Origin of the sequence: Acidaminococcus sp. AM33-14BH, assembly GCF_003603525.1 — a bacterium.
In the GTDB taxonomy this organism is placed as follows: Bacteria; Bacillota; Negativicutes; order Acidaminococcales; family Acidaminococcaceae; genus Acidaminococcus; species Acidaminococcus intestini.
Window position 1 is genome coordinate 1 of the sequence record NZ_QTNG01000007.1, and the last position, 13,133, is coordinate 13,133.

General features: G+C 51.3%; 13 protein-coding genes. All 13 read right to left on the reverse strand.

Translation table 11 applies throughout. From position 1 onward, the window contains the following. Positions 1 to 110: 110 nt before the first annotated feature. Complete coding sequence (rpsO, locus tag DW817_RS06115) at positions 111 to 377, reverse strand: 30S ribosomal protein S15 (protein ID WP_009015234.1); 267 nt, start codon at positions 375 to 377, stop codon at positions 111 to 113. A 109-nt stretch (positions 378 to 486) separates the two neighbouring features. Next, entirely contained in the window at positions 487 to 1,425 is a 939-nt protein-coding gene (locus DW817_RS06120; protein WP_021736973.1) for a bifunctional riboflavin kinase/FAD synthetase, read from the reverse strand. A gap of 9 nt (positions 1,426 to 1,434) precedes the next feature. Beyond that, entirely contained in the window at positions 1,435 to 2,301 is an 867-nt protein-coding gene (gene truB / locus DW817_RS06125; RefSeq protein WP_009015236.1) for a tRNA pseudouridine(55) synthase TruB, read from the reverse strand. A 1-nt stretch (position 2,302) separates the two neighbouring features. Beyond that, entirely contained in the window at positions 2,303 to 3,259 is a 957-nt protein-coding gene (locus tag DW817_RS06130) for a bifunctional oligoribonuclease/PAP phosphatase NrnA (protein WP_120111589.1), read from the reverse strand. Further along, positions 3,252 to 3,611, reverse strand: a complete 360-nt coding sequence (gene rbfA, locus DW817_RS06135) for a 30S ribosome-binding factor RbfA (RefSeq protein ID WP_009015238.1) — start codon at positions 3,609 to 3,611, stop codon at positions 3,252 to 3,254. Before rbfA ends, DW817_RS06130 begins: the two co-directional genes overlap by 8 nt. A gap of 11 nt (positions 3,612 to 3,622) precedes the next feature. Next, on the reverse strand, positions 3,623 to 6,187 hold the full coding sequence (infB, locus tag DW817_RS06140) for a translation initiation factor IF-2 (RefSeq protein WP_021736960.1): 2,565 nt from the start codon (positions 6,185 to 6,187) through the stop codon (positions 3,623 to 3,625). 22 nt (positions 6,188 to 6,209) lie between these two features. Next, positions 6,210 to 6,503, reverse strand: a complete 294-nt coding sequence (locus tag DW817_RS06145; protein ID WP_014128713.1) for a ribosomal L7Ae/L30e/S12e/Gadd45 family protein — start codon at positions 6,501 to 6,503, stop codon at positions 6,210 to 6,212. Continuing rightward, the gene (rnpM, locus tag DW817_RS06150; protein ID WP_014128714.1) at positions 6,500 to 6,766 is read right to left on the reverse strand and encodes an RNase P modulator RnpM; all 267 of its coding nucleotides are present in this window, start codon (positions 6,764 to 6,766) and stop codon (positions 6,500 to 6,502) included. Before rnpM ends, DW817_RS06145 begins: the two co-directional genes overlap by 4 nt. Next, positions 6,763 to 7,842: a transcription termination factor NusA gene (gene nusA / locus DW817_RS06155; RefSeq protein WP_009015241.1), complete on the reverse strand. Its 1,080-nt coding sequence runs from the start codon at positions 7,840 to 7,842 to the stop codon at positions 6,763 to 6,765. The genes rnpM and nusA overlap by 4 nt, the downstream gene beginning before the upstream one ends. Positions 7,843 to 7,857: 15 nt before the next feature. Next, complete coding sequence (rimP, locus tag DW817_RS06160) at positions 7,858 to 8,319, reverse strand: ribosome maturation factor RimP (protein ID WP_009015242.1); 462 nt, start codon at positions 8,317 to 8,319, stop codon at positions 7,858 to 7,860. Between the two features lie 259 nt (positions 8,320 to 8,578). Then, entirely contained in the window at positions 8,579 to 9,523 is a 945-nt protein-coding gene (locus tag DW817_RS06165) for a hypothetical protein (RefSeq protein ID WP_009015243.1), read from the reverse strand. A gap of 127 nt (positions 9,524 to 9,650) precedes the next feature. Continuing rightward, positions 9,651 to 10,949, reverse strand: coding sequence for a metallophosphoesterase family protein (locus DW817_RS06170; RefSeq protein ID WP_120111593.1), 1,299 nt, complete (start codon positions 10,947 to 10,949; stop codon positions 9,651 to 9,653). 156 nt (positions 10,950 to 11,105) lie between these two features. Then, positions 11,106 to 12,926, reverse strand: a complete 1,821-nt coding sequence (gene typA, locus DW817_RS06175) for a translational GTPase TypA (protein ID WP_009015245.1) — start codon at positions 12,924 to 12,926, stop codon at positions 11,106 to 11,108. Positions 12,927 to 13,133 lie beyond the last annotated feature (207 nt).

Below are 13,133 nucleotides of genomic sequence, written 5' to 3' on the forward strand. Positions count from 1 at the left end.
AGGACACGCATCTGGACGGTCACTTTAGCGCCCCAAAATAAATTATAGAACCAAAAAAAACGTCACCACAAACGGACGTTTGCAGTGACGCTTCAGGTTCAGGTACGAAATTATTTGCGAAGACCCAGTCTTTCAACGATGGAGCGGTATCTTTCGATATCCTTCTTCATGAGGTAATTCAGAAGACCGCGGCGCTGACCAACCATTTTCAGAAGACCACGACGGGAATGATGGTCTTTCTTGTTGTTCTTCAGGTGTTCTGTCAGATAGCTGATGCGTTCAGAAAGAATGGCAATCTGGACTTCCGGGGATCCCGTGTCAGCTTCGTTGATGCGGTAGGTTTCGATCAGTTCTTTTTTTCTTGCAGGTGTCAACATAATAAATTCCTCCTCAATACAGATCATGCCGATAACTGCAGCCAGCGTCGGAGATCGCATGGCAGCGTCATGGCTCGCCCTTGTGGGCACGTTGGTAGTATATCATAGTTTAGAAGCCGCCGCAACTAAAATCCATGAGCAGCGTCGCTTTTTTATCCTTTTCCATTTGCCGGATCAGCTGTTCTGCCGAGGAAAAACGGATTTCATCACGAATTTTTTCCATCAGCTTCACGGTGATGGTCTCACCATAAAGATTGCGGTCAAAGCCGAACAGATGGGCTTCCAACCGGATGTCCTCCGTGTCGAAGGTGGGATTGTTGCCCACATTGAGCATGGCTTTGTACCATGCGCCTTTGGCCTTGACAAGACCAGCATAGACACCATATTGGGGAATGGCAATCTTTGCATTCATAAGGCTGATATTAGCCGTGGGGAACCCCAGGGTACGGCCCCGTTTATCCCCATGGACGACGGTTCCATGGATTACGTAGGGCCGTCCCAACATGAAATTGGCTTTATGGATCTGTCCTTCCCCAATGGCCCGTCTGATCTGCGTACTGGAAATCACGCAGCCATCCAAGGTCAAAAGAGGACTGGTCAAGAGGGTGAGCTCATATTTTTCATGGACTTTGTTCAAAAAGTCCACGTTCCCGGTACCGCCGGCGCCAAAGCTGAAATTGGTCCCAATCCCAACGGCCCGTACGCCCTTGTCTTCAAGGAGCGTGAGAAATCCATCTGCGGAAAGATCGGCCAATTCCCGGGTGAAGGGAATGTTACAGAGAATATCAATTCCCATTTCCTCAAGAAGGGCGATCTTATCGGGATTGGAAAGAAGCCGGGGCGGTTCCTTTTCCGGCTTCAAAAAAGCCAAGGGATGATTGCTGAAGGTAAAGACCAAGGAAGAAAGTCCATGCTCCTTCGCATAGGCCCTGGTCGTATGGATGACCTTCTGATGCCCTCTATGGAGTCCGTCAAAGGTTCCCAGTGCCGCTGCCGAGGGCGGCAGCACCGCCTGATTCAGTTCATCCAATGTTGTTATGATTTGCATGGTACGCCATCACTCCGGAATGTAGATGATTTTATGGGGACACAGCCGTCCTTGTTTAGCACGGGCAAGGCCAATGACCTCATGACCGTTGCGCTCGATGACATAAAGTTGTCCTTCTTCAATGCCGCGAACCGTCGTGGCGACCCCTTGGGCAATGCGGCGGGCTTGGATGTCATTGACCTCACGATGCGGAAAATGACGCAGCACCACATCCAATGAAAGAGCGGTCCCATAGGGGTCCTGCTGGATTTCCTCCAAGGTATGGGCGTTTTCCAAGGTGAAGTCCCCCACTTTTGTGCGTAAAAGAAAACTCATGGTTCCTTCCATGGCAAGCTTTTTAGCAATATCCTCACACAGGGTCCGGATAAAGGTTCCCTTGGAACAAGTGACTTCAAAGAGCAGGGTCTTTTTCCGATAAGTCAAAAGGGATAGATCATGGATGGTAATGGGTCGAGGCTCCCGTTCCACTACAATCCCCTGTCGGGCTAGTTTATAGAGCTTTTTGCCGCCCACACTGATTGCCGAATACATGGGGGGAACCTGCATGCCCTCCCCAACAAAGGATTGGAGGGTTTCCTTGAGTTCAGCAAGATCAAGGTCCCGAACAGGACTTTCCGCAAGGACTTTTCCCTCCAAATCTCCCGTATCGGTACGAAAGCCAAAGGTCAGCTCCGCTCGGTAGGTCTTGCGGTCATGGGCCGCATATTCCAAAAAGCGCGTTGCCTGCCCAGTAAAGACAGGCAAGACACCGGCAGCCATGGGATCAAGGGTCCCTGCATGACCGATTTTTTTCATTTGGAGGATCTTCCGCATGGCGCCGACAACATCGTGACTGGTCATCCCCGGTGGTTTCAGCACATTGAAGATGCCGTCCATGTCAGGCTCCTTGCAGGGCCTTCGAAAGGGCCTTGATCAATGATTCTTTGGCTTCGGGAAGAGGCGCTTTGATGGTACATCCCGCAGCTTTCACGTGCCCACCGCCGCCAAAGGAAAGGGCGATCTGACTGACATCGACCGAACGGGAACGCATGCTGACCCGCGTCTCATCTTCTTCCACAGCCTTGAAGACCACGGCCACTTCCACGCCTTCAATATAGCGGGGATAGTAGATGAAGCTGTCCGTAGAAATCTCCTTTTGATAAAGGTCATGATGGATTTCCAAGGTGCTGATCTTTCCACCTTCATAGAAGGTCAGCGTCGGCAGGACCTTGGCCAGCAGTTCGATGGTCTCCCTTGATTTCATCTCCAGGATATCGGAAATCTCGTCGGGATGGACGCCATAAGGCAGAAGCTCTGCGGCAGCCATCATGCACGCCGGCGTCGTATTTCCATACTTAAAGAAGCCGCAGTCCGTGACAATTGCCGTATAAAGGCAGATGGCCATATTTTTATTGATGGGAACGTGATTTTCCTTAAAGAGCCGGTAAATGACCTCACCGGTTGCCGCTGCCTTTGGGTCAAGGAGCAGGTAGTCGGCGTAATGCGTATTAGAAATATGGTGATCGATGTTGAGGATGGGAGATGACAAGGCCGCTTCATTGGCCCCCATCCGGTCCTTGGAGCTAGCATCAACCACAACAGTAAGATCCGTGGGAATGGTCTCCCCTTCCGCCACCTGATGGTACCCATCCGCACCGGGCATGAATCGATAGGTCGGGGGAATGACATCATCCACAAGAAGGTGCACCGTCTTTCCCTTTTGACGGAGTGCTTCAGCAAGGGCAAGCCCGGATCCCGTCGTATCCCCATCAGGGCCGATATGGCTGACGATGGCAATGCGGGAAGCCGTCATAATGAGATTCCACGTTTCCTGATAGCCCACGTTTTTACTCATGATGGTCTTCTTTCTCTTTGATTTCCTTCAGGATAGACTCAATATGAGCCGAGTATTCCATGGACGTATCCTTATGGAAGCTTAAATGGGGCGCCATCCGAAGTTTGATGCGTTTGGCAATTTCCGTCCGGAAATATCCCAGGCAGCTCTGAAGGCCTTTCCAGGCCTCCTCCTGCTGTTTTTCAGAGCCATAAAGGCTCACATAGATCTTGGCATAGCTGAGTTCATTTGTGACTTCAACGCCCGTAATGGTAACAAATTTTACACGCGGGTCCTTGACTTCACGCAGCAGCATATTGCTCAATTCCTGTTTGATCAGGGCCTGAAGTTTTTCAGCCCGTAATTTTGACATAGTACTTCTCCTTAGTCAGCTGCGACTTCTTCCATGATGTAGACTTCGAGCTGGTCGCCTTCCTTGATATCGCGATAGTCGGCAAGGGTGAGACCGCATTCATAGCTGGCCGCAACTTCCTTGACATCATCTTTGAAGCGGCGCAGGGAATCAAGTTCACCTTCATGGACAATGATTCCGTCGCGGACAAGGCGAATCTTGGCGTTTCTCGTAATCTTCCCGTCCTTGACATAAGCACCGGCAATAAGGTTCTTGTTGATGGGAATAACCTTACGGATTTCAACATGGCCAATGATCTTTTCCCGGAACTTCGGTGCCAGCATCCCCTTGATAGCCGCTTCAACATCATTGAGGGCATCATAGATGACGCGGTAGGTCCGGATATCGACCTGTTCGGTCTCGGCAGCTTTGCGCGCATTGGCATCAGGACGAACGTTGAAGCCAATGATGAGGGCATTGGAAGCACTGGCGAGCATGACGTCCGATTCGTTGATCGTACCGACACCGGAGTGCACAATCACAACCTTGACTTCCGTGTTCTTGATATTCGTAAGGGCCTGTTCAAGGGCCTGGATGGTTCCTTGGACATCGGCTTTGACAACGATGTTCAGGTCCTTCATTTCCCCTTCCTGGATACGGCTAAAGATATCATCAAGGGAAACCTTGGCTTTCTTCTGCTCGTCCATCTTTTGCTTATCCAGCCGTTTTTCAGCAACAACGCGCGCCGTATGTTCATCCGTTGCATCAAGGAAGTCACCGGCTTCTGGCACATCGTTGAGGCCCAGGACCTCAACCGGCGTAGAAGGGCCGGCCTTCTTTACTTTTTCACCCCGGTCGTTGACCATGGCACGGACTTTGCCATAAGTTGTTCCAGCAAGGATGGAATCACCGATATGGAGCGTCCCGCGGTCAACAAGGACCGTTGCCACCGGTCCACGGCCCTTATCCAGTTTAGCTTCAATGATGGTACCATGGGCGGGCAGGTCGGGGTTTGCTTTCAATTCGAGCATATCGGCTTCCAAGAGAATCATTTCAAGGATATCGGAAATCCCCGTCTTCTGGCGGGCCGAAACAGGAACCATGATGGTATCGCCGCCCCAAGCTTCCGGAATGAGACCGTGTTCGGACAGCTGCTGCATGACAAAGTCAGGGTTGGCCCCTTCTTTATCGATTTTGTTGATGGCAACGATAACAGGCACATTGGCGGCCTTGGCATGGTTGATGGCTTCCAGTGTCTGGGGCATGACGCCGTCGTCCGCGGCAACAACAAGGACAGCAATATCCGTGACCTGAGCCCCTCTGGCACGCATGGCCGTAAAGGCTTCATGGCCCGGCGTATCCAAAAAGACAATGGGCCTGCCTTGGCAAATAACACGGTAGGCACCGATGTGCTGCGTAATCCCGCCAGCTTCACGGGCCGTCACATTGGTCTTACGGATAGCGTCAAGAAGGGACGTCTTCCCATGGTCAACGTGACCCATGACGGTAACAACAGGGGGACGGGGCTTGCGTTTGGCCGGATCATCTTCGACTTCCGGAAGTTCCGTCGGATCCTGTTCAGGAGGCGGTTCCTTGATTTCACAGTTGAAGTCCATACCTACGAGCTCGGCCGTTTCATGGTCAATTTCCTGATTGATGGTCACCATCTTCCCTAAGAGGAAGAGCTTCTTGATGACTTCATTGACATCGCGGCACAAAAGTTTGGCAAAGTCCTTGACACTGATGCTCTCGCCTACTTCAATGCTCGTCGGACGAACGACTTCAGCCTGCTTTTTCGGTGCGGCCTGGTTGTTGTTTTTGTGTTTATGGTTTTTCATCATATGATCTGCACTGCGTAAGGGGCGTGTATCGCGGCTTGCGTACGATCCCTTGATTTTTTCCTTTTTCTCCTTATGTCCGAAGTTCTGGTTTCTTTTTCCCATATCCTTTCCGGCATGGGGGCTGTTCATATTGAATCCGCTGTTTTGCGGACGGCCGCCGTTATTGCGGGGATTGTTCTGGCTGCGGCGGTTATTGCTGGTACCGCCGCGGTTATCCCGATTGTCATTATGACGGGGGCCATTCCCATTTGCTCTGCCATGGTTCTGCTGGCTGCCGCGGCTGCGATCATTATGGTCATTATGGGCAGTGCTTGCTCCATTATGCTGAGTGCGCTGACCATTTTGCTGATTCATGCGGCCGCTGTTTTGACGGTCCCGATTGTCAGGGCGACGGCTCTCCCCGCCATGACCGTTATGGTCGCCATGTTGGCTTCCCTGCTGATTGTGGCCTTCCTTGCGGCGGTCTTCCCGCTGCTGGTCTTTCTGAGCAGGCTGCGCTGGATGAACAGGAGCAGCCTTGGGAGCAACTCGTTCCTTCGGCTGGCCAGAAGATTGCTGAGGCGCCTGAACCTTTTGCGAGGCTTTGGGTCCATTTCCCTTGCGGCCCATTTCCTTGAGGACCGTTTGCCGGACCCCTTCATCGACGGAGCTCAGGTTACTCTTGACAGCAATGTTGCGGCCCTTCAGGAAAGACACGATTTCCTTGCTGTCCACATTGATTTCTTTGGCGATCTCATATATTCTAAATTTTGTCATCCGCACACCTCCAGTAAAACGACTATATCATCATTTTCATAAAGTTCTTATCTAATAACACGACAGCAGCGCGAGGGGCCTTCCCAAGGGCTTGGCCAAGCCTTGCGGCTGTAAGACGTTTGGTAAAAGGAACATGGGTCTCTTTGCAGAGAGCCACCACTTTTTCGACCGTCCGGGGTGCTGCGTCCTCGGCAAGGACAGCATAGCAACCCATTCCCTTTTTCAGGGCTTCGCTGACGGCCATATCGCCAGATGCGGTCTTTCCTGCCTTTTGGGCAAGGCCCAAAGCAAAATAGAGCTGTTCATCGGTCTTCATGATTTTTTCAGTTCCTCTAACAAGGCATCCTTGCATTCCTTGGATACAGGTATGTCAAAAGCCCGTTCCAAGCTCTTTGAAGCAAAGGCTTTTTGGATGCAGCTGGGATCATCACAGACATAGGCACCGCGGCCCGCCTTTTTTCCGGTCCGGTCAAGGACAATGTCCCCATCCGGTGTCCGAACGATGCGAATCAGATCCTTCTTGTCCTTTTTGGTGCCGCAGCCAATACAGCTCCGCTGCGGGATCTTCTTGACCTTCATGCTTCATCCCCGTTTTCTTCACCAGCTGCGGCTTCCGCACTTTCACGAGCCTGGGTCTCACTCTTGATGTCGATTTTCCAGCCAGTGAGTTTAGCTGCAAGCCGAGCATTCTGGCCTTCCTTGCCAATAGCAAGGGAAAGCTGGAAGTCAGGCACGACGACACGGCAAATCTTGTGTTCGGCATCGGCTGCTGCCGATACGACCTTCGATGGGGAAAGGGCGCTGGCGACATATTCTTCCGGATTGTCACTGTATTTGACAATGTCAATCTTTTCGCCGCCCAATTCATCAACAACGGTCTGGACACGCATTCCCTTAGGACCGACGCAGGCACCAACAGGGTCAACACTGGGATTGGTGCTGTGGACCGCAATCTTGCTGCGCATCCCCGGTTCACGGGCAACGCTGTCAATGATGACAGTTCCATCCTGGATTTCCGCCACTTCCAATTCAAAAAGACGTTTCAAAAGACCAGGATGGGTCCGTGACAGGATAATTTGCGGCCCCTTGGTCGTCTTTTTGACTTCGACCACATAACATTTGATCCGCTGATGGTATTCATAGGTTTCCCCCGGAATCTGTTCGTTGGGAAGGAGCGTTCCCTCGGCCGTGCCCAGATCGACAAAGATGTTGCGGCCCTCGATGCGCTGGATAGTTCCGGTAACAATATCGTTTTCCCGATCGGAATACTTTTCGTAGACCATCCCTCGCTCTGCTTCGCGGATGCGTTGGACAATGACTTGTTTGGCATTTTGGGCAGCAATGCGGCCAAAGTTCTTGGGCGTCACTTCTTCTTCCACAACGTCCCCCGCCTGATAGCGCGGGTTCAGCTTGAACGCTTCGTCAAGGCTGATTTCGGTCAGGGGATTTTCCACTTCCGTTACGATATTTTTCTGCGCATAGACGTGGATTTCCCCATTTTCCTTGTTCATGGAAACCCTGACATTCTGAGTGGAGCCGAAATTCTTCTTATAGGCTGTGATGAGCGCCTCTTCCACCGCACTGTACAGTACGTCCGGAGAAATATGCTTCTCCTTGGCCAGCTGCGCAATGGCTCTTACAAAATCCGCATTCACTTGTAAAATCCTCCCTTAAAAATCCAAATGTGGTCTGACAGATGAAATAAGCGACCGCTCCAGGGTCACTTTCTGTTTCTTGAAGTTTTTCACGACCAAATGGGCTTCATCGTGGCTGACGAGTTCATAGGTCTGCACCTTCTTGCCTTCAAACGGGGCATAAAAGGATACATCAATCTTTTTTCCATAGTGATCGACGTAATCACTGTCCTTTTTAAGCGGTCTGTCAATCCCGGGGGAAGAGACTTCCAGATAGTACTGTTCCTTGATGACGTCTTTTTCATCCAATACTTTTTCAAGGTCACCGCTTACAGCCGTGCAGTCATCGATATCGATACCCCCTTCTTTATCGATGTAGACCCGGAGATACCAGTCCCGTTCCCGGACATATTCCACATCGACAAGTTCTACGCCGCACGCTTCACAAATGGGAAGGGCGAGCTCGCTGACCTGTTCCACGATTTTCTTTTTGTCCATTTGGCACCTGCTTCTTTTTCATTCATGATTCCGGAGAGCACCGGATATTGGAGCAAAACATCGGTCCGCACCTTGCTGCCCCCTCCCCACTTCCAGGGAGAAGGAAAATCGACTGGGAGCATGCTCCTTTTGCTCCTTGTAAACGAAAGAGCGGGTATAAATACCCACTCTCCAAGGTTTGCCTCAGTTTTCTATCGTTCATTATAACACGTACGCCAAGGAAAGGCAAGGAACTGTGCGCTCTCTTCGGCTTCCCGCCTTATTGGTTGAGCAGATACGCGTTTAAGGCCTGGGATAACTCCATCCCCAGCGTATGAGGAGATAAGGGCGTCCAAGCGCTGTCACGGACGGTGGACTCGCTGATCATGGTGCCCTGCCGGCGGCTGTAATCCGCGCGGTACAGGTCCATATAGGTCTTGAGTCTCACATCGTAACGGGAATAAAGAAAGGTCGTGTTGCCTCCCCGGCGGACCCATTTGTTCCAGACCGTCAGTATGCCCGTCTCTTTATCATAGCTTAGGGAACGGGAATCAAAATAGACTTCATAGTGGGAGTTCATGGCAGCCAGTTCCCAGGCAGCCTCCTTGTCACTCGGCACGGTGGGAAGAGATTCTTCCTCAAGGGTTGAAAGCTTGTTTCCTTTTTGGGAGGATGTTGCCGCTTCTTCCGTAGATTCCTGCCTCATTTTATTTTTTTCTTCCGCCCGTCTCAAATACTTTTTCCAGGAAGGCTCTTCCTGTTCCGCCACAGATTTTGCTTTGGCCTTTTCCGCGATAGGATCCGCCATTTTTTGGGGCACATCCATTTTCTTTGCTGGGACGGCTGCCATTTCTTTTCTCCCCGCCACGGATTGGGCCGATGTTTCAGGCTGCACGGTCTTTTTAGGTGCAGCCTCTTCTCCGGTTGAAGTTCCAAGGGCTTCTCCAGTCAGGCCTTTTCCCGCAAGCGCTTCTCGTGCCGCTTTGCCGCGGCTCGTATAGCGTTTCCACAGAGGCTCGTTGGAAAGGACTTCTTCTGCTTTTTGACGGGCAAGAGCCGCTTCTTTATCTTTTTCTTCCTTAGCAGCCGCTTCCTCGGCAGCTCTTTGTTTGGCCCTGGTTGTATATTTCCGCCACTGGGCACTTTCCGCGGCGCTTACCGCTGCCGAAAAGGGCATGGCTGCAATCGCGCCGAGGACCAGGACGGTGATGATTTGCTTTTTCATGGCTAAATTTCCTTTCCCCCAAAAACTTATTTTAATCTTTTTATTTTACCATATTTTAAGCGCTCCGTCAGGCCAATTTATCCTCAAGGCAGCATAAGGAAAAGCGCGGCGCTTTCCTTTCCTCCAGCTATTTTGTAACGGTTACGGCGTGCATCTTTCGTCCATTTTTGTCATAACAGATAAACTCCAAGGCCTCATTTGAAGCCCGAAGAAGCAGATAATTCCTATCCTCCGGTTGGGGTGCCACCATCTTGTCAAGGGCATGCTGCTTCCATAGCCCCGGGTACTGCACATCACCGGCAACCCCGGTCAAAAGGTAAAGGGGCCCTGTTTCATCACGGCGGAACCCCTTGATATGCCCGCGGTCCCGGAAGGTATGGAGATGGGCCGTAAGCACGGCATCCACTTGAGCCTCGTCAAAAATGGGCATAAAAAAGCGTCCTGTATCAGAAAAACCTTCCTCCCGCGGGGTCGGTCTTGAGGCAAATCCATACTGCAGCACATCACGGTGCATAAGAACGACTTTCCATTTCTTTTTTGTTCCTGCCAGATCACGCCGCAGCCATTCCGCCTCATCCTTAAGAAGATTCGGTTCCCACGCCTTGAGTTCACTGTCCTGGGTATTGAGGACCGTAAAATGGACCTCCCCGACATCAAAGGAATAAAATTCCCCGGCATAGCGGGCATCGCCTGCAGGCAGCTGAAAAAGCTGGAGATAAGCCAGAGGTCGGCGCACTTTCCAATCAAGGGTATAGGTCTCATGATTGCCGAGGAGGGGAGCCACGGGGATCCGTTCAATCACGCCTTGAAGGGCATCAAACCAGGCATCCCACTGGTAGGCATGCTCCCCGTTATCCACAAGGTCCCCCATATTCACAAAAAAGGACACGTCAGGATGGTCTTTAAAGGCCTTTTGAGCAAGGGCCTTCCAGCCGCTGTAATCAGCGGACTGGGAATCGGGAAAGATAAGCGCCGAAAAAGAGCCCTGTGCCGGCGTTTCAAGGGGCATCCAGGGGCTGCGTTTCCGGTCGTTGCCAACGCGGTATTCATAGCTTGTACCGGGCGTAAGGCCAGTCACCATGACCGTATGGAGATGACGCGTGACTCCGTTATCAGTAAAGACGGAAGACGTGGCCGGGACAACTTGGCTTGCCTTCTCCCCTTTTTTCCGGATTTCGGCAAGCGCTCTATTGTCTTCATCCTGGGACTGCCACATCAAGGTCCGACTCGTGGAAGGATCTTGGGTCATGATCTGCCGGATTTCATAAGCATCAGCACGGCTTGTCAGATCATAGCGATGGAGAAGGGAACGAATCTTATTTTCGACTTGGAAGCGAGGTTCTGCCAGCTGAGGCAATGTGAAGCATATCACCAAGGCAGTTATGAGAAACATGACGGCCGTCAGTACGTATTTTCTTCTTTTCATGGGGAAAAACCTTGTCCTTTCGTTTTACTGGCTCCTATCATACTGTAAAATCAGGCGGAAGAAAACTATTTCTTATGCATGACGGTCCATACCTCATAAGCATAAAAAAGAAAGGGCCCACCGAAGCGGTACCCTTTCGATATATGGATATATGGATTAAGCTTTTGCATTGCGGGCTCTTTGACGGGCGCGTTCCAAACGGGAAAGGATCTTCTTTCTCATCCTAATGCTCTTAGGCGTCACTTCCACCGTTTCATCTTCGTTGATATGTTCCAAAGCGCCTTCCAAAGAGAAGGTTTGCGGCGGAATGAGCCGGACGGCATCATCACTGCCAGCGGCACGCATGTTGGAAACATGCTTCTTCTTGCAGGGATTGACATCCATATCATCCTCACGGCTGTTTTCCCCAACAATCTGGCCTTCATAGACCTGTTCACCCGGATTGATATACATAGTGCCGCGAGCCTGGCACTTATCAATGCCATAAGCGGTCGTTTCACCAGCTTCAAAAGCAACAAGGCTGCCGCGCGTACGGCCGGGGATATCCCCCTTATAGGCACCCCAACCGGCAAAGACGTGATTCATGATGCCGTTGCCTTTGGTATCGGTGAGGAACTGGCTGCGGAAGCCAATGAGGCCGCGGGCCGGAATGATGAATTCCATGCGCAGATACCCGGACATTTCCGTCATGTTCTGGAGTTCGGCCTTACGAATGCCCAGACCTTCCATGACAGGACCCATGAAGTCCTGCGGGACGTCAATGGTCAGAGCTTCCATTGGTTCCAGGAGCTTGCCGTTTTCGTCGCGGCGCATGATAACACTCGGTTTACCAACCTGCAGTTCAAACCCTTCACGGCGCATGGCTTCGATCAGGACGGACAGATGGAGTTCACCACGGCCGGAAACCTTGAAGGTATCTGGGGAATCCGTATCCTCAACACGCATGGACACGTTTGTTTCCACTTCTTTATACAGGCGTTCACGAATATGGCGGCTTGTGATGAAATCCCCTTCCTGACCGGCAAAAGGACTGTCGTTGACCGAAAAGGTCATGGACAGGGTCGGTTCGTCAACTTTGATGCCAGCGAGCTGTTCCGGATTTTCCGAATCAGCAATGGTATCGCCGATTTCAACATCCTGCAGCCCTATGAGAGCAATGATTTCCCCGGCTTTGGCTTCCTGGGTCTCGACCCGTTTCAGGCCTTCATAGGTATACAGACGGCCAATTTTTTCATTGGTCCGCTGATCGTCGTGCATAAGACAGATCATCTGGCCATTCTTGATGGTCCCGCGGACAATACGGCCGACAACGATGCGGCCGACATAGTCATCATAGTCGAGGGTATTGGCAAGCATCTGGAGCGGGCCGTCCACATCAACATCAGGAGCCGGGATGGTGTCCATGATGACCTTAAAGAGCGGATCGAGGTTATCACTGTCATCATCCATGGAAAGTTTCGCAATGCCCTTCTTGGCAGAGCAATAGACAACAGGGAAATCAAGCTGATCATCGGAGGCATTCAGTTCAATGAAAAGGTCAAGGACCTCATCAACAACTTCATCCACGCGCTGATCCGGACGGTCGATCTTGTTGATGACGACAACTGGTTTCAGATGATGTTCCAAAGCCTTACGGAGCACGTATTTGGTCTGGGGCATCGGGCCTTCATATGCATCTACGAGCAGTAATACACCGTCTACCATGTTGAGCACACGTTCCACTTCGCCGCCGAAGTCAGCGTGGCCCGGCGTATCCAAGATATTGATCTTGGTGCCTTCATGCATGACGGACGTGTTCTTGGCAAGGATCGTAATGCCGCGTTCACGTTCCTGATCATTGGAGTCCATGACACGTTCCTGCACCTTTTCATTGGCACGGAAGACATGGCTCTGTTTCAGCATGGCATCGACCAAAGTCGTCTTACCATGGTCAACGTGAGCGATGATGGCAATGTTACGCAAATCATTTCTAATCATAAAAGCCTTATCCCCTCTACACTTGATTCAGATAGATAAATCAAGAGGATGCTTATAGAAAGCATCCTCCTTAGACTACAAAATTCGACTTAACAATTATATTCTTTTAAAGGAATACTGTCAACAGAAAATCCTTATTCCCTGATTTCCCGCCGTTCAGAAAGAGTCACGGGCAACGGAAAGAGGTAAAGGAAGCGCTTTTTAGGC

What these genes read in the sequence shown, in the direction of transcription:
- rimP (WP_009015242.1), bottom strand. Translation starts at nt 8,319, where the DNA reads ATGGACAAAAAGAAAATCGTGGAACAGGTCAGCGAGCTCGCCCTTCCC.
- typA (WP_009015245.1), bottom strand. Translation starts at nt 12,926, where the DNA reads ATGATTAGAAATGATTTGCGTAACATTGCCATCATCGCTCACGTTGAC.
- infB (WP_021736960.1), bottom strand. Translation starts at nt 6,187, where the DNA reads ATGACAAAATTTAGAATATATGAGATCGCCAAAGAAATCAATGTGGAC.
- DW817_RS06170 (WP_120111593.1), bottom strand. Translation starts at nt 10,949, where the DNA reads ATGAAAAGAAGAAAATACGTACTGACGGCCGTCATGTTTCTCATAACT.
- DW817_RS06120 (WP_021736973.1), bottom strand. Translation starts at nt 1,425, where the DNA reads ATGCAAATCATAACAACATTGGATGAACTGAATCAGGCGGTGCTGCCG.
- rpsO (WP_009015234.1), bottom strand. Translation starts at nt 377, where the DNA reads ATGTTGACACCTGCAAGAAAAAAAGAACTGATCGAAACCTACCGCATC.
- DW817_RS06145 (WP_014128713.1), bottom strand. Translation starts at nt 6,503, where the DNA reads ATGAAGACCGATGAACAGCTCTATTTTGCTTTGGGCCTTGCCCAAAAG.
- rbfA (WP_009015238.1), bottom strand. Translation starts at nt 3,611, where the DNA reads ATGTCAAAATTACGGGCTGAAAAACTTCAGGCCCTGATCAAACAGGAA.
- DW817_RS06130 (WP_120111589.1), bottom strand. Translation starts at nt 3,259, where the DNA reads ATGAGTAAAAACGTGGGCTATCAGGAAACGTGGAATCTCATTATGACG.
- rnpM (WP_014128714.1), bottom strand. Translation starts at nt 6,766, where the DNA reads ATGAAGGTCAAGAAGATCCCGCAGCGGAGCTGTATTGGCTGCGGCACC.
- DW817_RS06165 (WP_009015243.1), bottom strand. Translation starts at nt 9,523, where the DNA reads ATGAAAAAGCAAATCATCACCGTCCTGGTCCTCGGCGCGATTGCAGCC.
- truB (WP_009015236.1), bottom strand. Translation starts at nt 2,301, where the DNA reads ATGGACGGCATCTTCAATGTGCTGAAACCACCGGGGATGACCAGTCAC.